At 62.3% G+C, this 22,749-nt stretch carries 20 protein-coding genes, 1 tRNA gene and 1 pseudogene; 4 read left to right on the top strand and 18 right to left on the bottom strand.

The window, feature by feature from the left end; translation table 11 throughout:
- From ABH939_RS06790 to ABH939_RS06780, 3 genes are read left to right on the top strand one after another with little or no spacing between them, the layout of a single operon-like run.
- Positions 1 to 1,014, top strand: a complete 1,014-nt coding sequence (locus ABH939_RS06790; protein ID WP_003942170.1) for a Fe2+-enterobactin ABC transporter substrate-binding protein — start codon at positions 1 to 3, stop codon at positions 1,012 to 1,014.
- A complete protein-coding gene (gene entS, locus ABH939_RS06785) occupies positions 1,011 to 2,312 on the top strand; it encodes an enterobactin transporter EntS (protein WP_047271422.1) in 1,302 nt (433 codons plus the stop codon). Before ABH939_RS06790 ends, entS begins: the two co-directional genes overlap by 4 nt.
- A complete protein-coding gene (locus ABH939_RS06780; protein ID WP_047271424.1) occupies positions 2,309 to 3,154 on the top strand; it encodes a siderophore-interacting protein in 846 nt (281 codons plus the stop codon). Before entS ends, ABH939_RS06780 begins: the two co-directional genes overlap by 4 nt.
- Here the strand turns inward: ABH939_RS06780 and ABH939_RS06775 are convergent.
- Positions 3,103 to 4,188: an MFS transporter gene (locus ABH939_RS06775; protein ID WP_404649488.1), complete on the bottom strand. Its 1,086-nt coding sequence runs from the start codon at positions 4,186 to 4,188 to the stop codon at positions 3,103 to 3,105. The genes ABH939_RS06780 and ABH939_RS06775 overlap by 52 nt on opposite strands.
- 88 nt (positions 4,189 to 4,276) lie before the next feature.
- Positions 4,277 to 4,549: pseudogene (locus ABH939_RS06770) on the bottom strand (MFS transporter); the annotation flags it as partial.
- A gap of 522 nt (positions 4,550 to 5,071) precedes the next feature.
- Between ABH939_RS06770 and ABH939_RS06765 the strand changes: the two are divergent.
- Positions 5,072 to 5,482, top strand: a complete 411-nt coding sequence (locus ABH939_RS06765) for a hypothetical protein (RefSeq protein ID WP_064444517.1) — start codon at positions 5,072 to 5,074, stop codon at positions 5,480 to 5,482.
- Between the two features lie 87 nt (positions 5,483 to 5,569).
- On the opposite strand, the gene ABH939_RS06760 is transcribed toward ABH939_RS06765, so the two are convergent.
- The 16 genes from ABH939_RS06760 to nuoF form a co-directional block, all read right to left on the bottom strand.
- On the bottom strand, positions 5,570 to 7,195 hold the full coding sequence (locus ABH939_RS06760; RefSeq protein ID WP_058038847.1) for a hypothetical protein: 1,626 nt from the start codon (positions 7,193 to 7,195) through the stop codon (positions 5,570 to 5,572).
- A complete protein-coding gene (locus ABH939_RS06755; protein WP_051649609.1) occupies positions 7,192 to 7,983 on the bottom strand; it encodes an ABC transporter ATP-binding protein in 792 nt (263 codons plus the stop codon). The genes ABH939_RS06760 and ABH939_RS06755 overlap by 4 nt, the downstream gene beginning before the upstream one ends.
- 120 nt (positions 7,984 to 8,103) lie before the next feature.
- Positions 8,104 to 8,174 (bottom strand) — tRNA-Cys (locus tag ABH939_RS06750).
- Between the two features lie 104 nt (positions 8,175 to 8,278).
- Entirely contained in the window at positions 8,279 to 8,905 is a 627-nt protein-coding gene (locus ABH939_RS06745) for a trans-aconitate 2-methyltransferase (protein ID WP_003942244.1), read from the bottom strand.
- A 20-nt stretch (positions 8,906 to 8,925) separates the two neighbouring features.
- Positions 8,926 to 9,642: a hypothetical protein gene (locus ABH939_RS06740; protein WP_285181695.1), complete on the bottom strand. Its 717-nt coding sequence runs from the start codon at positions 9,640 to 9,642 to the stop codon at positions 8,926 to 8,928.
- The gene (locus ABH939_RS06735; protein WP_285181696.1) at positions 9,639 to 10,223 is read right to left on the bottom strand and encodes an RNA polymerase sigma factor; all 585 of its coding nucleotides are present in this window, start codon (positions 10,221 to 10,223) and stop codon (positions 9,639 to 9,641) included. Before ABH939_RS06735 ends, ABH939_RS06740 begins: the two co-directional genes overlap by 4 nt.
- 30 nt (positions 10,224 to 10,253) lie before the next feature.
- The gene (locus ABH939_RS06730; RefSeq protein ID WP_404649487.1) at positions 10,254 to 10,937 is read right to left on the bottom strand and encodes a lysoplasmalogenase; all 684 of its coding nucleotides are present in this window, start codon (positions 10,935 to 10,937) and stop codon (positions 10,254 to 10,256) included.
- Positions 10,938 to 10,941: 4 nt separating this feature from the next.
- A complete protein-coding gene (gene nuoN / locus ABH939_RS06725) occupies positions 10,942 to 12,537 on the bottom strand; it encodes an NADH-quinone oxidoreductase subunit NuoN (protein WP_404649486.1) in 1,596 nt (531 codons plus the stop codon).
- On the bottom strand, positions 12,534 to 14,138 hold the full coding sequence (locus ABH939_RS06720; protein ID WP_064688790.1) for an NADH-quinone oxidoreductase subunit M: 1,605 nt from the start codon (positions 14,136 to 14,138) through the stop codon (positions 12,534 to 12,536). Before ABH939_RS06720 ends, nuoN begins: the two co-directional genes overlap by 4 nt.
- Positions 14,132 to 16,024 carry an NADH-quinone oxidoreductase subunit L gene (gene nuoL, locus ABH939_RS06715; protein ID WP_404649485.1) on the bottom strand — a complete coding sequence of 631 codons (1,893 nt, stop codon included), beginning with the start codon at positions 16,022 to 16,024 and terminating at the stop codon, positions 14,132 to 14,134. The genes ABH939_RS06720 and nuoL overlap by 7 nt, the downstream gene beginning before the upstream one ends.
- Position 16,025: 1 nt before the next feature.
- On the bottom strand, positions 16,026 to 16,325 hold the full coding sequence (gene nuoK, locus ABH939_RS06710) for an NADH-quinone oxidoreductase subunit NuoK (protein ID WP_003942238.1): 300 nt from the start codon (positions 16,323 to 16,325) through the stop codon (positions 16,026 to 16,028).
- The gene (locus tag ABH939_RS06705) at positions 16,322 to 17,119 is read right to left on the bottom strand and encodes an NADH-quinone oxidoreductase subunit J (protein WP_030535566.1); all 798 of its coding nucleotides are present in this window, start codon (positions 17,117 to 17,119) and stop codon (positions 16,322 to 16,324) included. Before ABH939_RS06705 ends, nuoK begins: the two co-directional genes overlap by 4 nt.
- Positions 17,116 to 17,673 carry an NADH-quinone oxidoreductase subunit NuoI gene (gene nuoI, locus ABH939_RS06700; protein WP_007735146.1) on the bottom strand — a complete coding sequence of 186 codons (558 nt, stop codon included), beginning with the start codon at positions 17,671 to 17,673 and terminating at the stop codon, positions 17,116 to 17,118. The genes ABH939_RS06705 and nuoI overlap by 4 nt, the downstream gene beginning before the upstream one ends.
- On the bottom strand, positions 17,666 to 19,006 hold the full coding sequence (gene nuoH, locus ABH939_RS06695) for an NADH-quinone oxidoreductase subunit NuoH (protein WP_404649484.1): 1,341 nt from the start codon (positions 19,004 to 19,006) through the stop codon (positions 17,666 to 17,668). Before nuoH ends, nuoI begins: the two co-directional genes overlap by 8 nt.
- Positions 19,003 to 21,432 carry an NADH-quinone oxidoreductase subunit G gene (locus ABH939_RS06690; protein ID WP_042450686.1) on the bottom strand — a complete coding sequence of 810 codons (2,430 nt, stop codon included), beginning with the start codon at positions 21,430 to 21,432 and terminating at the stop codon, positions 19,003 to 19,005. Before ABH939_RS06690 ends, nuoH begins: the two co-directional genes overlap by 4 nt.
- Positions 21,429 to 22,748, bottom strand: a complete 1,320-nt coding sequence (gene nuoF / locus ABH939_RS06685) for an NADH-quinone oxidoreductase subunit NuoF (protein ID WP_050655787.1) — start codon at positions 22,746 to 22,748, stop codon at positions 21,429 to 21,431. The genes ABH939_RS06690 and nuoF overlap by 4 nt, the downstream gene beginning before the upstream one ends.
- Position 22,749: the final 1 nt, after the last annotated feature.

Raw genomic sequence — 22,749 nt, 5'->3', positions numbered from 1 at the left:
ATGAAGTCCACACCGCCCCTCGCGATACGGAGTTGGCGACGATTCGTCGCCATCGCAGGGTTGCTGATCGTCGCACTCGTGGCGATGATCGGTTGCAGTAGCGATTCGAACGACGAACCGACCAAGGCTGCAGAGCCCACGACCCGCGTGATCGAAACCGAGAAGGGCTCGGTCACCGTGCCCGCGTCGGCGGAGCGCATCGTGGTTCTGAGCGGCGGTCTCGCCGGATACCTGTACGCCCTGGACGCACCGGTGGTTGCCACCGATACCCGCGTCCTCGGTGTCACGAACCTCGACGGTGGATTCCCGCCGGCTTGGGCGGACGCCGCAAAGGCGCAGGGCACCAAGGAATTGCCGGCCGGCGAGCAGCTCAACATCGAAGCCGTCGCGGCGGCTGAGCCCGACCTGATCATCGGCGGTGGCCAGGGAATCACCTCCGTTCAGTCCGAGGAACTCTACGATCAGCTCACTGCTATCGCACCCACCGTCTTGGTCCCCAAGACGGTCGCCGCGTGGGACAAGCAGCTCGAAATCGTCGCCGACGCGGCGGGCCGTTCCGACCAGGTTCCGGCGCTGATGAGCGCATACGAGGACAAGGTCAAAGAGGTCAAGGGCAAGATCAAGGTTCCCGAGGGCAACGTCGTCTACTTCCTCTCGGTCTCGAGCAACAAGCCGTACCTCGTTCCGCCGACGGCCGCGCTGCCCGCGATGCTCGCCGAGCTCGGTTTCAAGGCCGACGACGTCATGGCCAAGGCCGGCAACCCGCAGCTCTTCGGCTCGGGTGACTCGTTCGAGGTCAGCCCGGAACTGCTCTCGCAGGTCGCCGATGCTCCTGTCGCCTTTGTGATTCCGGTGTCCGGTCGCCCGATGGCCGAACTTGCCACCGATCCGCTTTACTCGCAGTTGCCGTCCTTCAAGGCAGGCACGACGTTCGAGCTCCCCGCCAGCAGCTACCGTCCTGACTACGACGGCGCAATGGCTACCCTCGACCTGATCGGCCAGACCTTCGCATGACTCGATTCGGTGGGCTGGTGATCGATGTTTCACCCTTGCGGACCAGCCGTCCCTTCAGGTACGCCTTTTCCGCGCGATTGATCTCGCTGCTCGGGATCGGACTGCTCGTCGTAGCCGTCCCCGCGCAGACGTACCAGCTCACCGGCTCGACCTTGCAGGTTGCCGGAGTGTCCACGGCGATGGCCATCGCCATGTTCTTCGGCAGCCTGTTCGGCGGCGTGCTCGCTGACCGTTACGATCGGCGACGCACCATCCAGTTGGCCCGCAGTGCTGCGGGTCTCGGCTTTGTCATTCTCGGGTGCAATGCGCTCTTGCCACACCCGTCGATGTGGGTCATCTACGTCGCGGCAGCTGTCGACGGCTTGGCCGGCGGTGTCAGCAGCTCGGCCTTGATGGCTTTGATGCCGACGTTGTTGCCGCGCAACAAGATGGCTGCGGCCGGCGCTTTGGTAGCGCTGACCACCGACATCGGGACGATGATCTCGCCGGCAATCGCCGGCGTGATCATCGCCTCCGGCGGCATTCCCGCGACATACTTTGTTGCTGCGGTGGCCACCGCAGCAACTGTCACGTTGTTCCAAGCCATCGGCCCTTCCCCTGCACCGGGCACGAATCACGAAAGCCCGATGCGCGCGCTGGTGACCGGCGTGAAATTCGCCGGCACGCACACAGTCATTCGCGGCATCCTGATCAGCGGTCTGTTGGTCATGTTCGTCAGCGGGCCGATGGTGTTGCTGCCTGCCTTCGTCGACCAGGTTCTCGGCGGCGGACCCACCATGCTCGGTCTGCTCTACGGCGCCCCCGCTGTCGGCGCTGTGGTCGGTTCCCTCACCAGCGGTTGGACCGGACGAGTCCACCGCAACGGCGCCGCGATGTTGATCTCTGTTGCGCTGATGCCTCTCGGCCTGGTGGTAGTGGGTGCGTCGGGAGCAGCGATTGTCGCGTTCCTGGGCCTGGCCGGATTCGGCCTCGGCCGCGCACTCAACGACATTCTGAGATTTGCAGTCCTTCAACAGAACACGCCGGACGAATTGCGCGGACGCGTGTCCAGTCTGTGGATGGTGCAAGCCGTCACGGGTACGGCGATCGGTTCGATGGCAGCCGGGTTCCTCGGGCAGTGGCTCGAGCCTGGCGCCGCGCTACTGGTCTTGGGGCTAGCCGGTGTGACACTGGGCCTGGTTCTCCTGGCAGCATTGGGTTCGGTGCGCCGGGTAACTTCGGAGATCAACGAAGTCGATCTCTCCGAAAACACTGTGCCGGTGGGGAATGCTCCGCCGGAAAAGGAAGGTAGTTCATGAACCGAGGAGACCACCTCGCGACCATCGCCGAAGTTCTGGCGGGGACCACCGGCGCAAAAGTGCCGTACCCCATCGGTATTCGCGAACTCGAAGTTGTTCGCAGCGAAATGGTCGGGACCGGACTGTTGCGTCTGACCTTGGGTGGACCGGAGTTGGCGGGCTTCGAATCGCACGCTCCCGACGAGCATGTTCGCCTGGTCTACCCGGATGCAGACGGAACTTTACGTCTACCCGAACGCGACGGATTCAGCCTGAAGTGGCCTCGTCCATTGCCGATCTCGCGTGAGTACACCGTCCGTCGATACGACGCCGAGGCGGGGGAGCTGGACCTCGACTTCGCGCTCCACGAAGGTGGGTACGCCTCTGATTGGGCTCAGGCGGCGACCGTCGGCACTCGGGTGCACGTGGCAGGTCCGCCCGGTGGCGTCGTGGTTCCGTGGACCTACGACCGCTATCTGCTGGCCGGTGACATCACCGCCCTTCCTGCCATTGCTCGTTGGCTCGAGATGATGCCCGCTGCTGCCGCCGGGTGGGTGTTCGTCGAGATCACCGACCCTTCACAGGAAATCGAACTCACTGTTCCGGAAGGCGTCGAGGTGCGATGGCTGCACCGCGGTGACGTCCCAGCCGGTCACTCGGATCTGCTCGAGCAGGCAGTACGGACGGTCACCGTGCCCGAAGGTGAGCGTGTCTACGCCTGGATCTCCGGTGAGGCCACCAGTCTCAAGCCCATTCGCAGATTCGTGCGCGACGAACTCGGCCTGAGTTCGGGCGACCACCTGATCACGGGCTACTGGAAGCGCGGAGTCGCAGACTTCGACGAGGACGACGACGACCACTGAACATCGGTTGATGCCGGTTTCGGCATCGTCACCGCGACAACGAGTCCGACAATCGCAACGATTGCCGCCACTCCGAAAGCTGTGGCGAATGCCGAGTGCTGGGGAAGGCCGCCGGATGAAGTCGCGCTCGCGATGATCCCGGCGGCAATTTGGGTTCCCACAGCAGAACCCAGCGATCTGGCGATCGTGACTATTGCCGTCGTGACACCTACGCGGTCTGCCGGTGCGCTGTCGGCGGAGATGACGAACACTGCCGTCGACGCGGCGGCAACGCCGGTACCCGCAAGGATCAGCACCACAACGATCTGCCACATCGTGGTTGCAAAGACCCCGACGGCGCCGCTCAGGCCGAGGAAGGCAACTCCCGCTACCGCAATGGCTTTCGTGCCGACCCGTTGTGCGAGCTTTCCGGAAATCACCGACGCGATCACCGCTGCGCCGTAACCGATGCACAGCAGGATTCCGATGGCACTTGTCGATGCACCGCGGCCGAATCCGCTCTCTGCCGGCACGGCGAGTTGTTGCGGAAGTAGATAGACAACAGCGCCGTAGGTGAACCCGAAAACCACGCCGACGACCACGGCGCTCCACATCGAACGATGCCGCATCATCGTCAGGTCGACCATCGGCTCGGTTGTCCGGCTCTGATACCTGGCCCAGATCGTGAACACGGCAGCGGAAGCGAGAACCAGCAGCATCGACGTCGGTGCGCCCCACCCGTTGCTCGATGCGCTCGCCAGCCACGCCGTCAGCGTCAACAATCCAAGAGCCAATCCGCCCGCTCCCGGCCAATCGAGTCGGCCGCCGACGTTCGACATGTGATCTCGTGGTGTGCTCACGGCAAAAGCAATTGCGCCGAGCAAAACGAACGCGGTCGGAACTGCATACATCGCGGTGCGTGAGACGTTTTCCGCGACGGGCCCGGACAATACGACTCCCAGAGCGCCGCCGGCCACAACGACAGCCCCGAGCAAACCCGTGGCCGTCTTCAGTCGGTCCGAGGATAAAGTGCGTCGTAGGACCACGAAGCTCACGGGAAGCAACCCGAGCCCGAATCCCTGGAAATTGGCCGAGGACGAACAGCGGGAAGATCGTTGCGAGAGCGGACACGCTGCCGCCCAGGACAACGATTGTCGTGATCGCGAGCAAGGTGGGGCGGGCGCCGTACACGTCGGCTATTCGCCCGGCCATCGGCGTGACGAGGACAGTGCTCAACGTCAGAGCGACGGATGCGAGCGCTCCGACGTCGGCCGTCACTCCGAAGTCTCTCTGTATCAGGGGGAGTGCGGGGACGATGATGCTTTCGAGCGCGGCCACGGCAGCGATCAGCAGGGTCAGGCTTGCGATAGTTGCTACCGGTCGCGGCTGATTGCCGGAGACGCTCTCTGTGGTCATCGTGCTCTCTTTCGATCGGGGAGTGAGGAGCTTATGGACGCGACGAAACGCCGCCCCTCCAAGAGCCCGGAAGGGTTGTGGCACTGGATATATCGGGCTGTGAAGTAGACCGTCTCGTTATTTCGTTACGCGTACCGTTATTGTGGAGAAATGTAATGGGATTCAGCGCACAAAGCAAGAGTCGGATGGGGTGGAAATGGTGCCATGTATCGCCAGATCGCAACGGGCAGACTTTTGCTGCTACCGTCAGTCGGTGTCAGGCGATGTGACGATGGGGCTCATTTCTCGATGAGCATGACGCTGGTCACCAAAATGCTTCTCCGAGCAGGGAGTTCATCTGCCGGACACATCCAAGGTCCCCGTTTGAATGCCGGGTTTGTTAGCTTTCTGCCTGTGACGCGACGTCACGGAAAGTTCACGAATCACGGAGGATCATCATGGGTTCTATTTCAACGATCATCGGAATCTTCGAGCTCTACAAGCTTCTCGAGCCGCTGCTGAGCTCGCTGAGCTGATTCAGGTGTGATTTCGCTGTTGAGCCGGGGCGCCGAGGGACTCGGCTCGACAGCGGATCTCGAGGATCCGGCGCGATCAGGACCCGTGGAACGGATGTCGGCACCGGCAGAATTCCATCGCTCCGGTGTAGTGGTCCATCACCAGGATTTCTGCACACCGAGCGGGCTGCGGTGCGAACCTGAGGCAGCGCTCGATCCACCCACGCTCCAGCGAAGGGGCGGGGTGCGCGCAGTTCCCGCATCGGCCGGGACGTTCGGCGACACGTACGGAACCGTAGTGCTCCGGGGGCATGCCAAACATCTTGGTGGTGCGATGTTTCCAGGGCAATGGTTCGGCTCGAGCGGAAGCTATGTCACGAAAGCCCGGCGGCGATATGCGAGGACCGAACCCGTTGAGCTGCGCTACCTGGCTCCCTGATAATCCGATTGCCCAGACTGAGTTTTTTGGTGCAAGTTGCGGCTACTGCGCTGACGCCCAGAAATTCTCGGACTATCTGGGCAACGATCATGCGGTGGTAACCGCGAACAGAATCCGATCCGGCTCGCGTTGCATACGGGTGATCGCGACGCGGCCTCCGATCCAAGCACCAAGTGCACCAATCGCAACAGCGACAGGGATGGCGAAATAGTTCACCGGGTTCGGTAGCAGCGCTCCTAGTAGCACGCCGGGCGCCGTTGTCGCGGCGAAGATGACGATGGCGAGGATGATCAGTCCGAAGGACGAGCCATTGAAGGATCCACGGGTGTTGAGGGAGAACGACTTCTTCATCTCCGGGACCGGGTAGGGGGCTTTGGCGGATATCGCTACTGCCAGTCCTGCACCGACTCCCATCATCGAAATGCCGACGGCGAGCGGCACGGCCAGTCGGTCGGTCCCGAGGTCCCCGAAGATCCGTACAGCAGCTGTTGCGACGACCACGAAGGGTGTCGTCACGATCGCCCACGCGATTTGTCGGCCCCGGACGTCAGCGGCAGCGGCTTCGGGGATCATCACCAGATGCCAGATCGATGCGCCGTCGAATCCGTACAGATTCGATCCGGCTGCCATTGCCAGGTAGATCAGGAACCAGGCACCCCATGCGGCGGAGAAGGGGATCGATGACGAGATCAGCGGTCCGAAGCCGGAGACCAAGGTCATGATGGCAACGGAGAGCAGTTGTGTTCGTCGGCGCATGTCTCCGTGCCAGAGCGAAAGCTCGCGAGAGATGACGGTGCCCAGTCGGGATGCGCGCCAACCGGTTCGAATGTCGCGGCCCTGGTTCTTCAATTGCACGGAAGTGGCGCCCGCTGATTCTGCGACCTTCCCGTTGAAGTAGCGAACGACCAGGCGTTGCCATGACCACAGCAGTGCGAGATCGACCAGCACCAGGGCGAGGACTGCTCCGGCGGCGAGGAGCCAGGCGCCTCCTGCTGCTGCGTCGACACTGGTGATTCCCCACGCGAACGGGATCGAATGCGCGACCGTGAGCGGCCACGTGACGTCGCCGTCCACGACCGTGCCGAGGCGACTCTGCAGCGGAAATTGCAGCAGATACAGTCCGCCGAAGAACGTGCCGAATGCCAACAGTCCCAGTTCGCGGCTGCGACGACTCCGCAGGAGCTGCGACATCGCCAGCATCGCGACCCGTGAGGTGCCGACAATGAGCAGGACCGTTGCGGGCCAAGCGATAATGGCCAATGGCAGTGCGGCAGGGTGGTGTGTAGCGGCATAAATTGGAATCGCTGCTGCAGCCAACGCGGTAATCGGCACGGTCATACCGACCAGCGACGTCGAGAACAGTGCTCTGGCGAGTCGGACGGGTTCCAGGGGGAGTAGCTGGAAATGTCTGGGGTGAAGATTGTCATCTGACAGACCAGACATGATCGGCATCAAGATCCACATCACGCCGATAGCCGAAAGTGCGAGACTGGTTGTGCCGCTGACGAGATCGGGAGAAACACCGTTCTTTCCCGAAGCTCGTAGGCACAGTAGCGCTGCCCCCAGAACCCCGAACAACGCTGCAATGACCTTGATTACAGCTCTTCCACCGGTGAACTGACGTTTGTAGAGGGTCATGCGCATGCGGAGAACAGTGCGCCACACAGAGACCGACGGGTTCCAGTGTGTCGGTGAAAAGCTGGTGGTGGTCATGCGCGCATCCATGACAGTCCGTCGGGACTGGGACTGCGGCTACCGACCAGGCGAACGAATGCCTCGTCGAGAGTGTTGCCTGCGCGCACCTCGTCGACCGTTCCTGAAGCCACGACGCGACCGTCTGCGATGACTCCGATGTGAGTACACAGTTGTTCGACAAGGGCCATCACGTGACTGGAAAGAATGACCGAGCCACCTGAGTGGACGAACGAGAGCAGAATGCTCCGAATTCCGGCCGAAGAAATGGGGTCGACAGCTTCGAACGGCTCATCCAGTACCAGTAAGCGAGGGCCGTGCAACAAGGCCGAGGCCAACCCGATTTTCTTCGTCATGCCCGCTGAATAATCGGCGATGACCGTTCCACCTGCATCGGCGAGATCGAGCGCGGCCAACAGTTCGTCGCGTCGTGACGCGATGACGTCCTCTGGCATACCGCGCAGTCGCCCGAAATAGGTGAGTAGTTCATGACCGGTGAACTGGGCGGGTAGCGCCAGACCGTCGGGTAGAACGCCGAGCAGACTCTTCGCTGCCACAGGGTCGTTCCACACGTCGTAGCCGTACACCAGGCTGCGACCGTAGTGCGGGCGAAGCAATCCGACAGCCATCGACAATGTGGTCGTTTTTCCCGCACCATTCGGGCCAACCAGACCGAACAACGAACCTGAGGGCACCGCAAGAGAAAGGTCGTTCACAGCAACTTTCGCGCCGAACGCCATGCAGAGGTGTTCCACTTGCAAAGCCATCGGTCCGGGAGGTAACTGTCCTGTCTCGGGGAGAGGGTGCATCGATCGAGGGTAACTGTCCGGAGCCATGTGCGCGGAGACGGAGCGGAGCGATGCAGGCTGCGTGCACCGAATGTCATTCCTAGGTGGGGGTTGCGACATGAGTCGCTGGTTCGCAAGGGGAGCGGATGGCAGGAGTCGAACCTGCGTGGACGGTTTTGCAGACCGCTGCCTTGCCGCTCGGCCACACCCGCATTGATCCAATTATGTTCGTAGTGAACAACAGTCGCCACCATTGTGATCAGGGTGAGTTGATCGCCGTGTGACGGATCGCAGGGACTGCGGGGGAAGTGCCGGGTCAGGCGCGGGAGAACACCGCGACCAGGAATTCGGAATCCTCCTTGAACGGGCGAAGATCCCACGTGGAGAGCAGCAGATCAGCCTCGAGGCCACTCGCGGTCGCGTCGGCGAGAAACTCGGGGAACTCGTAGCCACGGCCGGCACCGAATCCGATGACTACTCGGCCGCTCGGAGCGAGATGACGAGCAAATCCTGACAATACTGCTTGCCTGGTGGACGGCGCGAGAAACGCCACCACATTGCCTGCCGACACGATGACGTCGAAATCCGCCTCGACACCGCGGGCCGGCAGATCGAGTTCGGCGAGATCGCCGACAAGCCACGTCGGTCCGGGGTGGTCTTCTTCTGCGGCAGCGATGAGAACCGGGTCGACATCGACTCCGACAACCACATGCCCGACGTCGTGCAGATAACCGCCGAGTCGGCCAGGCCCGCACCCTGCATCGAGAACCCGGCCACCGCGTCCGAGCATCGCGTCGATCAAACGTGCTTCCCCGACAATGTCCTTGCCGTCCGCTCTCATGGAACGGAAACGCTCGACATATCGTGTGGAATGCGTCGAGTCGGCTGCAGTGATCTCTTCCCACTGGCTGGGGATGCGCTCGTTCGGGGCGTGTGCAGTCATCTTTCGAGGGTACCGACAGCTCACCGGGTGCCGACGACCGTCCCGTCTGCGGCATATCCGACGAGGGTTGGACGAGGGGACGTGAGCGACAGGGGAATCCATCCGTAGAAGCGGTCTTCGGCAAGAATTGTCGGATAGATCTGGCCGTCTGCGGTGTGAAGTTCGGCTCGGACAGCACCTCCCGCTCCTGCGTCGTAGGTCGCCTCGTGCGGACCGGCCTCGTACCCGGCGCCGCCCCCGAATGAATCCGCGCCGTACAAGTCAATTGATCTGCAGCCGTGTCCGAGGCCGATGAATTTCGACGGACCAACCTTGTCGATGTCGGCTGACGCCTCGAAAACCGGGGCGACGCACCTCCAGCCATTGGCGCCGTGGGCGACAAAGACGCTGAACAAGGTTCCGTCAGGTCCGGGAATGGACCCGACCCGCTCGGCGGTGGACGGATCTATTCCGCCGTTGGTTCCCGGCATCGTCTGCCAACCCGAGTACATGTCGGTGAACGCTTTCGGCATCATCCCCGTGGCAGCGGCGCAGCCCACCACCACTGCTGCGCAGATCGCCGCGACGAGAACGATGGCACCGACGCGACGGCGTGGAGCCTTGGTTGCCCCAATGTTGTTTTCGGTAGCCATGATTCGGGTGCGTACGGCATCTTGGACGTTCTCGGGCCAGAGTTCGGCGGAAACCGTATCGCTCGGCCGCAGCTTCTCGAGCGTGGTCAGCAGATCTTTGCTCATGGGGTACTCCCGTGTTCGGCGGCAGCGCAAGGTCGGGCGGTGTTCATCGGGATTACGGTGACGGATTCTGAAGTCAACCCGGCGCGCAATCGACGCCGAGCGCGAAAGAGACGAACATGCATGGCCGGAACCGAACACCCAGCGACCCGCGCGGCTTCGGTGGCGGTCAACCCGTCCCAGGCAGTCAGGAGCAGGGCTTCACGTTCGGTGACGGTGAGTGTTGCCAGTGCTTCGAGCAGTTCCGTGCGTTCGGTGACAGTGACGTCGGCGCCCGGCGTCGATGCCGCAATCTGCTCGATGCGTCCCATCTTCTCGGTGAGCGCGTCAAGGCGCCGAACGCTGCGACGGTTATTGTTCACGGTGTTTCGAGCCACCACCAACAGCCATGGCAGTGCCGGCTCGGGCACTTCGTCCAAGCGTCGCCAGGCAACGAGGAACGTCTCGGAGACAAACTCCTGCGCGCTGTGATGATCAACGTGGCGACAGGTATACGCGAACACCCGACCGGCGTAGGCGTCCCACAGGGCGGTGAACCGGTCTTCGCCGCTCGGCGGCGGTTGTTCCTCGGATTTCGGGGTCATATGAAGAGATGTCCGGCTGGTTGCTGATCCTTACAGCCGCTGAGCTAATGGACGGTTTGGCGTCTTACTCCGGCCGAGAACTCCCACTGTCAGAAGCAACAGAGCGAGGATGTACAGCGTCATGATCCAGATGCCCGCAGCGGCGGGCTGCCACTTGTTCGCCTGGCCGAGCAGGATGAGGGCGTCAGAGGTGAGGAACAGCGCGCCGCTGATACCGGTGATCGAGTTGTACGTCAGTGCGGTTGATGCGGTTCCCACCAGGATTGCGGCGTACACGGGGACGGCAATTCGAAGTTCAGGTTCGAGACCGGTCCAGGTGTACGACACTAGAGCGATCCCAGCGACGGTGTAAGCGCACAGAAACCATGGCCGCCTTCGTATCTCCCGAAGCGCGCCGTGTGAGAGAAAGAATCGGATGAAGCAGAGGTGACCGATCGCGAAGGCTGCCATCCCGATGACAAACGTGGAGTCCCAGATCAGGAACAAATCTCCGAAAGCACAGGCAATCAGCGCAGCAGCAACAATTCGAGGTCCGCGTCGGGCGACAACCCAGGCAGCCAGAATCGGCGCGAGCATGACCTTGGTGATCCCGTCCCAGGGCGCAGCATCAGCGGCATTGAGGATCAGATGGACAATCGCTACCGCTGAAAACCCGACAAACCATGGCGACCGGATGGTGCTCGGCAGTCCGGCGTCGCAATCAGATTCACCCATCGGCTCAGTGTAGGAAGTCCGCTGCACGCCCGGCGAGGTCGAGCGCCGGCTGGGGGAGTACACCGAGGATGAGCGTGACACCGGCGCCGAGGCCGATCACACTGCTGGTCAGTGCACTCGGCACCACGACGGTCGGAGCGTCTGCGGCCGATTCGGTGAAGAACATCAACACGATCACTCGCACGTAGAAGTACGCGGCGATCGCGCTGCACAGGACGCCGACGATCACGAGAGGTGCGGCCCCGCCCTCGGCTGCCGCGCTGAACACCGCGAACTTTCCGATGAACCCACTGGTCAACGGGATCCCGGCGAAAGCCAGCAGGAACAGTGCAAAGACAACTCCGACCAATGGTGAGCGCCGGCCCAACCCGGCCCAGCGCGAGAGCGTCGCGACCTCACCGTCTGCGTCCCGAACCAGACTCACGACGGCGAACGCGCCCACGGTGCTGAATCCGTAGGCTAGAAGGTAGAACATCGCCGAGGCCAGGCCGGCATCCGAATCCGCAACCACAGCGGTCAGAATGAATCCGGTGTGCGCGATGGCCGAATACGCGAGCATCCGCTTCATGTCGGTTTGCGTCACAGCGACGATCGATCCGACAACCATCGTGAGAACCGCGACCGCCCACATCAGTGGACGCCAGTTCACGTACTCGTTGGGCAGAGCCACATAGAAGACACGAAGGATGGCACCGAATGCGGCGATCTTGGTCGCAGTAGCCATGAAGCTGGTGATCGGCGTCGGCGCCCCTTGATAGACGTCGGGAATCCACGAATGGAACGGCACGGCACCGACTTTGAACAGTAATCCCACGGCCACGAGTGCTGTCCCGAGCCACAGGAAGGCGTCGGTACCCGACCCGCTGCGTGCTGCGTCGGCGATACCGGAGAGCGTGACCGTCCCGGCATAGCCGTACAGCAACGCGATTCCGAAAACGAAGAACGCCGACGAAAATGCCCCGAGCAGAAAGTACTTGAGCGCAGCTTCCTGGGAGAGCAGGCGACGTCGGCGTGCCAGACCACACAGGAGATACAGAGGCAGTGAGAACACTTCGAGCGCAACGAACATCGTCAGCAGATCGTTGGACGCGGGAAAGAGGAGCATGCCGCCGACAGCGAAGAGGGTGAGCGGAAAGACCTCGGTCTGGGCGATACCCACCTTCACTGCTTCTTGCTCCGCAACACTTCCGGGGACGCTCGACGCTTGAGGGGTGAAACCGCCGAGCGCGTCGTGTTGCGCGATCACCTCGGCGGTGTTGCCCGAGCCTCGCTCGGCGATCAGCAGTACTGCGGGGATCGACACGAGAAGGATCGTGGCCTGCAGGAAAAGGGTCGGACCGTCGACCGCTACAGAACCCATCATCGCCGTCGACCGCGTGCCGGCGAGCAGAAGCACTGCCACGAATGCGGCCGCCAAGCCTGCGACACCGAGGACGAGTTGCACGGGGTATCGAAAACGCCGGGGTGCAAATGCCTCGATGAGTACGCCCACAACCGCAACACCGAACACGATCAACATTGGCGAGAGCAAGCTGTATTCGACACTGGGTGACGCCGTGCCGGCTGAGCCGAGGACGGTCACGTCGTTGAAGGAACTCATTTGTGGGCACCTCCTTCGTGGTCGGCGACGAGCGGGGTCGGAGCCTCGTCGACGACCGTATGGCTCACTGCAGGAGTGATGACGTCCAAGGCAGGCTTGGGGTAGATGCCGAGAAGCACGAGGAGTGCGATCAGAGGGGCGACCACCACGAGTTCGCGTCGAGCGAGGTCGCGGATCGTTCCCTGCTCTTCCTTCACAGGTCCGCCCATCATGCGCTGGTAGAGCCAGAGTATGTAGATCGCGGACAGGACAAGCGCGGCAGTCGCCGCGATAGCGGCCACGTGGTATCGCGAGTACGTCCCGATCAGCACCAGGAACTCACTGATGAACGGCGCGAGACCCGGCAGCGACAGCGTTGCCAACCCCGCAACGAGGAATGTGCCGGCAAGTACGGGTGCAACTTTCTGGACGCCGCCGTACGCCGCGATCGATCGAGTACCTCGCTGCGAGACGAGGAATCCCGCAATCAAGAACAGAGCCGCAGTGGAGACTCCGTGATTGACCATGTACAGCGCGGAACCCGCTTGGCTCTGGCTGGTCATCGCGAAGATTCCGAGAATGATGAAGCCGAAGTGCGAAATCGACGTGTAGGCGATCAGTCTCATGACGTCTGTTTGCGCGATCGCCAGTATTGCGCCGTAGACGATCCCGATAACGGCGAGCGTGATGATCCACGGTGCAAAGGTCGACGACGACTCCGGGAACAGTTGCAGGCAGTAGCGAATCATCGCGAACGTGCCCACCTTGTCCACGACCGCCATCATCAACACTGCCGTCGACGGAGTCGATTCCACCGCGGAGTCCGGCAACCAACTGTGCAGCGGCCAGAGCGGTGCTTTCACCGCGAACGCGAACATGAATCCGAGGAACAAGGCGTTGAGCACCCCGGGTCCAACACCGAGTTCACCGCTGTTTGCCGCTGAGGCGATCGCCCGGAAGTCGAAAGTGCCGCTGGCGAAGGGACTCTCGTCGCGCGTGGTGACCACATACAGGCCGATGACTGCAGCGAGCATGACCAGTCCGCCGAGGAGGTTGTAGAGCAGAAACTTCACGGCTGCGCGAGATCTGCCCACTCCGCCGAACCCGCCGATGAGGAAATACATCGGTATCAGCATTGCCTCGAAGAAAATGTAGAACAAGAGAATGTCCAAGGCGCTGAACGAAATCATCACCATGGACTCGACAACAAGGATCAGCGCGAAATAGGTGTGCGGCATTCTCTTGGGTGATGCCGGGTCTGCCGGGACGTCGTTCCAGCCCGCGATCAGTAGTAATGGCACCAGCACTGCGGTGAGAAGAACCAGAACGAGTGCGATCCCGTCGAGTCCGAGTGTGTAGCTGGTGCCGAAAGCCGGTATCCAGCTGTGGCTTTCGACAAATTGAAATTGTTCGCCGCCGCGGTCGAACGCAACTCCGAGAACGGCGGCGACCACCAGGACTGCCACGGACACAGCCAATGCGAGATACTTCGCAAATTGGTACGACCGTGCCGGCAGAGCGAGGACAACACCCGCTCCGATGAGCGGAAGCAACCAGAGCACCGTCAGCGCGGGGAAGCCGGTATTGGTCACAGAGTCGCTCACCGCCGCTTCGATCACCACAGTGTCACCGCCATCATTGTCGCGACCACGAGTGTTGCTCCGACAAACATCACCAGCGCGTACGAGCGAACAAACCCGGTCTGTAGCTTCCGCGTGAGCGCGGACAGCCCGGTGACGACCACCGCAAAGCTGCCCACGACGCCGCCTATTCCCTTGGTGTCGAACACTTCCAACGACTTGGTGAGTTGTTGTCCGGGCTTCATGAACACCGTCTCGTTGAAGGCGTCACCGTACAGATCGCGGCGAGCCGCAACGGTCAACGGTGAAACCGGAGTAGGTGCCACAAGTGGAATCTCCCGGGTGGCGTACTCGCGATACGCAATCGCGACGCCGGCGGCGACCGCGAGCAGCGCCAGCGCGGTGATCGACCATGCGGGTATCGGCGGTTCGACGTGATGTGAGCCGACAACCGGTTCGAGCCAGTCCTGCAAGCTGGACCCGATGGTCAGGAGCATCCCGGCGCCGACGGACCCCACCGCCAGGATGATCATCGGAGACGTCATCACCGACGGAGATTCGTGAGGTTTCTGGTTCTCCCAGCGGGCCTTCCCGAAGAAGGTCATCAGCATCACGCGGCTCATGTAGAAGGCAGTGAGCGCCGCACCCAACAGCGTGACGATGCCCAGCACAACACCCTTGATGCCGCCCTCGCCGATCGCAACCTCGATGATCTTGTCCTTGGAGAAGAACCCGGCAAACGGCGGAACACCGATGATGGCAAGGTATCCGAGCCCGAACGTGACAAAAGTCAGTGGCATGAACGCTCGGAGCCCGCCGTAGCGCCGCATGTCGGTTTCGTCGTTCATCGCGTGCATCACCGAACCCGCGCCGAGGAACAGGCCTGCCTTGAAGAATCCGTGGGTGATCAGATGAAGGATTGCGAAGGCGTATCCAGCTGGTCCGAGACCCGCTGCCAGGACCATGTATCCGATCTGACTCATGGTCGATGCGGCGAGCGCTTTCTTGATGTCGTCTTTCGCGCAGCCGATGATCGCACCGAACAGGAGCGTCACGGCACCGACGATGACAACCACGAGTTGAGCGTCGGGTGCGAGATCGAAGATCGGATTGGAGCGCACGATCAGATAGACGCCGGCCGTGACCATCGTGGCCGCGTGAATCAGAGCCGAGACGGGGGTGGGGCCCTCCATCGCGTCGCCGAGCCACGACTGCAGTGGCACCTGCGCGGACTTCGCGCATGCAGCGAGGAGGAGCATCAGGCCGATCGCCGTCAGGACACCTTCGCTTGCACCAGACGCGTCGGCGAAGACGCTGCTGAACGAGAGCGAGCCGAACGTGGTGAACATCAACATCATCGCGATCATCAATCCGATGTCGCCCACCCGATTGACGACAAAAGCCTTCTTGGCAGCGGTCGCCGCCGACGGCTTGTGCTGCCAGAAGCCGATCAGGAGGTACGACGCCAAACCGACGCCTTCCCAGCCGACGTAGAGCCCGAGGAAGTTGTCGGCGAGCACGAGGAGCAGCATCGCAGCGAGGAAGAGATTGAGGTAGGCGAAGAACTTCCGACGCTCGGGGTCGTGCGCCATGTAGCCGACCGAGTAGATGTGGATCAGCGAACCTACACCGGTGATGAGCAGGACGAAACACATCGACAGTTGATCAAGCTGCAGTCCGAACTCGACCTGAAGACTGTCGACCGGGACCCAACTGAACAGGTGCTCGGTGACGGTGCGGTCGGCGGTGTCGCGGCCGAGCATGGCGATGAAAGACACCACTGCGACGACAAACGACGCGAGTGCCATGACGCAGGCGAACAGGTGGCCCCACGTGTTCGTGCGACGACCCGCCAGCAACAGGACAGCGGCGCCGCACAGGGGCAGGGCGGGGAGCAACCAGATGGCGGACGTGATTCCTCCTGACATGTCAGTACTTCAGCAGGTCTGCGTCGTCGACGGATACAGAACGCCGAGATCGGAAGATGATCATGATGATTGCCAAGCCGACGACTACTTCGGCCGCAGCTACCACCATCGTGAAGAAGGCGAAGATCTGGCCGTCCAGATTGCCGTGCATGCGCGCGAAGGTCACGAATGCCAGGTTCGCGGCGTTGAGCATCAATTCGATACACATGAACACCACGATGGCGTTGCGTCGCAGGAGGACTCCCGCAGCCCCGATGGTGAACAACAGGACCGACAGATACAGGTAATTCTCGGGATTCATCGCGCAGACTCCTCACCGGTACTCGGATCCGGGGAACGCGGAGTGAGTGCGCTGCTGACGGAGAGCGTCGAGAACGTTCCGTCGGGCAACAGTGCCGGCATGTCCACTGCGTTGTGACGTGCGTACACGCCGGGACTGGGGAGGGGAGTGGCCGAGCCCTTGTCGGGATTACTCTCATCGCTGCCCAGGTACGCGAATCGTTGCTGCGAGAGTTCGCGTTGGCTGAGTGTGGCTCCGATCTTCTCCCGATGCGCGAGCATCATTGCGCCAAGTGTCGCCGTGATCAGCAGTGCGCCGGTCAGTTCGAAGGCCCAGACGTAGCGGATGAAGATGAGATCGGCGAGAGCGTCGATGTTGCCCTGGTCGAGTCCGGTGAATCCGGTGAAGCCCGAGATCGACGCATTTCCGAGTCCGCCGATGAGGAGCAGTCCGAATCCGACACCGATCACGATCGCGCTGACGCGTTGTCCCCGTAGCGTTTCGACCAAGGAGTCCGAAGAATCCACGCCGACCAGCATCAGGACGAACAGGAACAACATCATCACTGCGCCGGTATAGACGACGACCTGGACGACACCCAGGAACAGTGCGCCCTGCACGATGTAGAAGACGGCCAGGATGATCATCGTCATTGCAAGGAAGAGCGCAGAGTAGACGGCCTTGGGGGCGGCGACCACGCCCAAAGCGCTGATCACCGCAAGGGTTCCGAGGATCCAGAACTGCACCGCCTCGCCGGTGGAGGTCGATGTCATCGTTCCCTCCGCCAGGATCGTGGTCGTGACCGACGCGATCATTTCTCGGTCTCCGGGTTCGGCTCTTGCTCGGGTGCTGGCTGTTCGGGAGCTGCTGTGATGTCGCCGCGGTAGTAGTCGTCCTGAGTTGTGCCGGGACGCAGCGCGTGTGGTGGCGCTGCCATGTCGGGTTTCAGGGGCGCAAGAAGGCGGTCCTTCTCGTAGATCAACCCGGCTCGGTTGTCGTCGGTCATCTCGTACTCGTTGGTCATGGTGAGAGCCCGAGTGGGGCAAGCCTCGACGCAGAGGCCACAGCCGATGCACCGCAGGTAGTTGATCTGATACACCCGCCCGTAACGCTCGCCGGGGGAGAACCGTTCTTCTTCGGTGTTGTCAGCACCCTCGACATAGATCGCGTCGGCGGGGCAAGCCCAGGCACACAGTTCGCAACCGATGCACTTCTCGAGTCCGTCCGCATACCGGTTGAGTTGATGGCGACCGTGGTATCCGGGCGCGGTGGGCCGCTTCTCCTCCGGATAGAACTCGGTCTCGGGTTTCTTGAACATTGTCGAGAGCGTCACTCCGAAACCCGCGATAGGTCCGAGGAAATCAGGCATGGGAGTCCTCCGATGTGTCGGAAACATCTGTCCGCCGCGGCGGTGGCACGTTCTGACCCGGTAGTTTTCGGGTCGGCAGCGTTTGATCAGGTAGGGGTGGAACCGGGAAGCCGCCCGACATCGCATCGAAAGGCCGGGTCCCCGAATCGGGCACCAACGCGGCGGTTCGGCGTCGGCTGCGGTAAGTCCCGGCCAACACGATCAGGAGCGCAGCTCCGAGAACCAGTGCGACGCAGAGAAGTACGACCCAGGTGTTGTAGCCCTCGTTGCGGAACGCACGAACGGTCGCGATCACCATCACCCATACCAAAGCTGCGGGGATCAGAACCTTCCAGCCGAGATTCATGAACTGGTCGTAGCGCAATCGAGGAAGCGTGCTGCGCAACCAGATGAAGACGAAGAGGAAGCCCCACACCTTGGCGACAAACCACAGCACCGGCCACCAACCGGAATTGGCGCCGTCCCACAGGTTGAACGGGAACGGTGCGTGCCACCCGCCCAGGAACAGTGTCGTGGCCAGAGCGGACACCGTCACCATGTTCACGTACTCGGCCAGCATGAACATCGCGAACTTGAGTGAGGAGTACTCGGTGTGGAACCCACCCACCAGTTCACCCTCGGCCTCGGGAAGGTCGAAGGGAGCCCTGTTGGTTTCGCCGACCATGGCTGTTACGTAGATCAGGAAGGACGGCAGGAGGAGAAAGACGTACCAGGCACCTTGTTGGGCGCTGACGATGCCGGACGTGGACATCGTGCCGGCGTAGAGGAAGACTGCGGCGAAGGACAGCCCCATTGCTACTTCGTAGGAGATGACCTGCGCGGTCGATCGAAGTGCGCCCAGTAGTGGATACGTCGATCCGGACGACCAGCCGGCAAGCACGATCCCGTACACACCGATTGAAGTTACGGCGAGGATGTAGAGAACTCCGACCGGCAGATCGGTCAGTTGCAGGGGTGAAAGGGTTCCGAAGATCGACACCTGCGGACCGAACGGGATGACGGCAAAGGCCATGAACGCGGGCACGACTGCGATGACGGGCGCGAGGAGATAAATCGGTTTGTCGGCGCCGGTCGGTGTGATGCCCTCCTTGAGGGCGAGCTTGATTCCGTCAGCGAGACTCTGGAGCATTCCACGGGGGCCGACGCGGTTCGGTCCGACACGCATCTGCATGCGTGCCATGACCTTTCGTTCCGCGTAAATTGCCACCAGCGGTGTGAGTACGAGGAACACGAAAATGGCGAGAGCCTTGCCGATCACCAACCACCACGGGTCGTGCCCGAACGCCGACAGGTCGACCGGAGCTGCCACGGTCCCGTATTCGTGGGTGGTCATTGCGCTCCAGCCTTCGCAATCTTCACCACGGAACCCGCGGTAACGCAGAGCGTTTCGTAGATCGTGCTACCCGGTGAATTGAGTGGGAGCCAGACTGTTCGAGGCGGGAGTTCGGTGATCTCCAACGGTAATGTGATGGAACCGGATTCAGTCGACACCGCAACGTGATCGCCGTTGTCGGCGCCGATCTCGGCAGCGGTCTCGGCAGACAAACGTACGAGTGGGAGCCGTGCCGTACCCGCCAGGTTGGGCTCGCCGTCTTGCAGTCGGCCGTTGTCGAGCAGCATTCGCCAACTCGACAACACTGCCTCGCCCAGTGCCGGTGTGGGCATGGTGCCTGACGGGACCTGAGGCGAGGTGGGGCGCGATCCGGACCAAGCGCCGAGGCGGTGTATCTCCGAGCGTGCGGAATCTGCGTCGGGTAGGCCCAGATCGATGCCCATCTCGGCTGCGATCGCGTGGAGAACGCGCTGATCCGGCATTACTCCTGTCGTTCTCAACGCGGTGTCGAACACGCGCTCGCGGCCTTCCCAGTCGAGGAAGGTTCCGGGCTTCTCGGCGACCGGTGCCACCGGGAAGACGACGTCGGCGAGTTCGGTGACTCCGCTGTGACGGATCTCCAAACTCACCACGAACCCTGCTGCTTCGATCGCGGCCCTTGCCTTCGCCGGGTTCGGGAGATCACTCAATTCGACGCCGCCGACAAGAAGGGCAGCAGTCGTCTGCCCCGGATCCAGCAGACTCGCGGCGTCGCGCCCGTCGGATGCCGGGATGGAGGCCCCCCACACTGATTCCACCTCCTGACGTGCTGCCGGGTCCGCAACGGGGCGTCCGCCGGGAAGCAATCCCGGTAGTGCGCCGGCCTCGACGGCGCCGCGATCACCAGCGCGGCGTGGGACCCAAGCCAAACAAGCTCCTGTCGCTTCGGCGAGACGTACCGCCGCGGCGAAGCCGCCCGCCACCTCACTGAGTCGTTCGCCCAACAGGATCACTGCACCGGGCTGCCGGAGGAGCTGGCCCTCCTCATTTCCAGGGCGAGCCAACGAATCCATCAGAGCTGCTTCACTTCCGGGTACGGTCCGAAGCAAAGAGCCGCCCATCTTCTGCAGGCCGCGCGTAGCGAATGGCGCGCTGGAGAGCACCGTCGTCTTGCCGAAACGTGCGGCCTTGCGCAGCCGCAGGAAGATGATCGGTGACTCCTCCTCGGGCTCGAGAGCTACCAGCAATGCGGCCGGGGCCGACTCGAGGTCCTGGTACGTCACCGACTCTTCGAGTGTGCGGCCGGCGACGTGTGCTGAGAGGAAACCTGCCTCTTCGGCAGAATGAGCACGGATTCGGAAGTCGATGTTGTTGGTAGCGAGAGCAACTCGCGCGAACTTGCCGTAGGCGTAGGCGTCCTCCAAGGTAGAGCGTCCGCCGACGAGTACGCCTGCGTCACCGCGGGCCTGCGCGAAGGATCGCGCAACGAGGTCGAGTGCCATGGGCCACGACGCCGGAATCAATTCGCCGTCAGCGTTGCGGATCAGGGGAGTGGTGATCCGATCACCTTGGGTCGTGTACGTGAATGCGAAACGGCCCTTGTCGCAGTTCCATTCCTCGTTGACTTCGGGGTCGTCCCCGGCGAGACGGCGGAGAACCTTTCCGCGACGGTGGTCCGTGCGCTGAGCACATCCGTCGGCGCAGTGTTCACACACGCTGGGGCTGGACACCAGATCGAACGGTCGCGCCCGGAATCGGTATGCCGTACTGGTAAGCGCGCCGACCGGGCACACCTGGATGGTGTTGCCCGAGAAGTAGGACTCGAAGGGCTCGTTGGCGTAGATCCCGACCTGTTGAAGCGCGCCGCGCTCGAGGAGATCGATGAACGGGTCGCCGGCGATCTGGCCCGAAAACCGTGTGCATCTGGCGCAGAGGACGCAACGCTCGCGGTCGAGCAGGATTTCGGACGAGAGTGGGATGGGCTTGGGGTAGGTCCTTTTCTCCTCACCGAACCGGGATTCGGTGCGACCGGTCGACATCGCCTGGTTTTGAAGCGGACACTCGCCGCCCTTGTCACACACGGGGCAGTCCAGAGGGTGGTTGATGAGCAGGAGTTCCATCACCCCGCGCTGCGCCTTCTCCGCCACCGGTGACGTGAGCTGTGTGGTGACGACCATTCCGTCCGCAACCGGTGTCGTGCAGGACGCCACCGGCTTGCGTTGACCTTCGACCTCCACGATGCACTGTCGGCACGCCCCGACCGGGTCCAGAAGAGGATGATCGCAGAACCGCGGAATCTGTGTGCCGATCATCTCTGCAGCGCGAATGATCAACGTGCCCTTGGGTACCTGGAGTTCCCGGCCGTCGATGGTGAGGGCGACCAGATCAGTGGGCGGTGCCGTGTCGGTCTTGGTGGCGTCGTTCTTGGTAGCGTCGGCTGCAGTCATGAGACGAACGCTCCTGTCGCGAGAACGGATCGGCGAGGATCGAACGGGCATCCGTTGCTGTCGAAATGCGCTACGTATTCCTCGCGGAAGTACTTCAGGGAGGACATGATCGGGCTGGTCGCTCCGTCGCCCAACGCGCAGAAGGATTTTCCGAGGATGGTGTCCGAGATGTCGAGAAGTTTGGTGAGATCAGCTTCAGTACCTGTTCCGCCTTCGAGCCGACGCAGGATCTGCACCAGCCAGTACGTGCCTTCGCGGCACGGCGTGCATTTACCGCAGGATTCGTGGGCATAGAACTCGGTCCACCGCAGCACCGCACGCACGATGCAGGTTGTGTCGTCGAATATCTGCAGTGCTTTGGTGCCGAGCATCGATCCCGCCGCGCCGACGCCCTCGTAGTCGAGTGGGACATCGAGATGTTCGTCGGTGAAGATCGGAGTCGAGGATCCGCCGGGAGTCCAGAACTTGAGGGTGTGCCCGGTGCGAACGCCGCCCGCGTAGTCGAGAAGTTCTCGCAACGTGATGCCGAGCGGCGCCTCGTACTGGCCGGGAGTGGTGACATGACCAGAGAGCGAGTACAACGTGAACCCCGGCGACTTCTCGCTTCCCATCGACCGGAACCACTCCGGGCCGCCCAGGACGATCGACGGCACACTCGCGATGGACTCGACGTTGTTGACGACGGTCGGGCAGGCGTAGAGGCCGGCGACGGCGGGGAATGGCGGCCGCAGTCGAGGCTGACCGCGTCGTCCCTCCAACGAATCGAGGAGGGCTGTCTCCTCACCACAGATGTACGCGCCTGCTCCCGCGTGCACGACGAGATCCAAGTCGAATCCCGAACCGAGGATGTTGCGGCCCAGGTATCCGGCCGCGTAGGCCTCGGCCACGGCGGTCTGCAGACGTCGCAGGACCGGGACCACCTCGCCCCGGACGTAGATGAACGCCTTGGCCGCTCGAATTGCATACGCCGCGATGATGACTCCCTCGACCAACGTGTGTGGGGTCGCCATCATCAACGGCATGTCCTTGCATGTGCCCGGTTCGGACTCGTCGGCATTGACGACGAGATAGTGAGGCTTGCCGTCTCCTGGCTTGTCTTCGGTGCTCTGTGGGATGAAACTCCACTTGAGGCCCGTCGGGAAACCGGCGCCACCGCGCCCACGAAGGCCCGCGTCCTTGACCGTTTCGATCACGGCGTCGGGGGACATGGCTAGCGCTTTGCGTAGGGCTTGGTAGCCGTCGTGACGAAGGTAGCTGTCGAGAGTCCACGAGTTCGGTTGATCCCAGTAGCGACTCAGTACGGGGGCGAGTGTCATG

Origin of the sequence: Rhodococcus sp. 27YEA6, assembly GCF_044908235.1 — a bacterium.
Classification (GTDB): domain Bacteria; phylum Actinomycetota; class Actinomycetes; order Mycobacteriales; family Mycobacteriaceae; genus Rhodococcus_F; species Rhodococcus_F qingshengii.
Note: the sequence above shows the minus strand (reverse complement) of the source record. Positions and strands in the feature narration are given on the sequence as shown.

What these genes read in the sequence shown, in the direction of transcription:
- entS (WP_047271422.1), top strand. Translation starts at nt 1,011, where the DNA reads ATGACTCGATTCGGTGGGCTGGTGATCGATGTTTCACCCTTGCGGACC.
- nuoK (WP_003942238.1), bottom strand. Translation starts at nt 16,325, where the DNA reads ATGAATCCCGAGAATTACCTGTATCTGTCGGTCCTGTTGTTCACCATC.
- ABH939_RS06745 (WP_003942244.1), bottom strand. Translation starts at nt 8,905, where the DNA reads ATGACTGCACACGCCCCGAACGAGCGCATCCCCAGCCAGTGGGAAGAG.
- nuoF (WP_050655787.1), bottom strand. Translation starts at nt 22,748, where the DNA reads ATGACACTCGCCCCCGTACTGAGTCGCTACTGGGATCAACCGAACTCG.
- ABH939_RS06790 (WP_003942170.1), top strand. Translation starts at nt 1, where the DNA reads ATGAAGTCCACACCGCCCCTCGCGATACGGAGTTGGCGACGATTCGTC.
- ABH939_RS06730 (WP_404649487.1), bottom strand. Translation starts at nt 10,937, where the DNA reads ATGGGTGAATCTGATTGCGACGCCGGACTGCCGAGCACCATCCGGTCG.
- nuoN (WP_404649486.1), bottom strand. Translation starts at nt 12,537, where the DNA reads ATGAGTTCCTTCAACGACGTGACCGTCCTCGGCTCAGCCGGCACGGCG.
- nuoI (WP_007735146.1), bottom strand. Translation starts at nt 17,673, where the DNA reads ATGCCTGATTTCCTCGGACCTATCGCGGGTTTCGGAGTGACGCTCTCG.
- ABH939_RS06705 (WP_030535566.1), bottom strand. Translation starts at nt 17,119, where the DNA reads ATGATCGCGTCGGTCACGACCACGATCCTGGCGGAGGGAACGATGACA.
- ABH939_RS06690 (WP_042450686.1), bottom strand. Translation starts at nt 21,432, where the DNA reads ATGACTGCAGCCGACGCTACCAAGAACGACGCCACCAAGACCGACACG.
- ABH939_RS06780 (WP_047271424.1), top strand. Translation starts at nt 2,309, where the DNA reads ATGAACCGAGGAGACCACCTCGCGACCATCGCCGAAGTTCTGGCGGGG.
- ABH939_RS06760 (WP_058038847.1), bottom strand. Translation starts at nt 7,195, where the DNA reads ATGACCACCACCAGCTTTTCACCGACACACTGGAACCCGTCGGTCTCT.
- nuoH (WP_404649484.1), bottom strand. Translation starts at nt 19,006, where the DNA reads ATGACCACCCACGAATACGGGACCGTGGCAGCTCCGGTCGACCTGTCG.
- ABH939_RS06755 (WP_051649609.1), bottom strand. Translation starts at nt 7,983, where the DNA reads ATGCACCCTCTCCCCGAGACAGGACAGTTACCTCCCGGACCGATGGCT.
- ABH939_RS06735 (WP_285181696.1), bottom strand. Translation starts at nt 10,223, where the DNA reads ATGACCCCGAAATCCGAGGAACAACCGCCGCCGAGCGGCGAAGACCGG.
- ABH939_RS06740 (WP_285181695.1), bottom strand. Translation starts at nt 9,642, where the DNA reads ATGAGCAAAGATCTGCTGACCACGCTCGAGAAGCTGCGGCCGAGCGAT.
- nuoL (WP_404649485.1), bottom strand. Translation starts at nt 16,024, where the DNA reads ATGTCAGGAGGAATCACGTCCGCCATCTGGTTGCTCCCCGCCCTGCCC.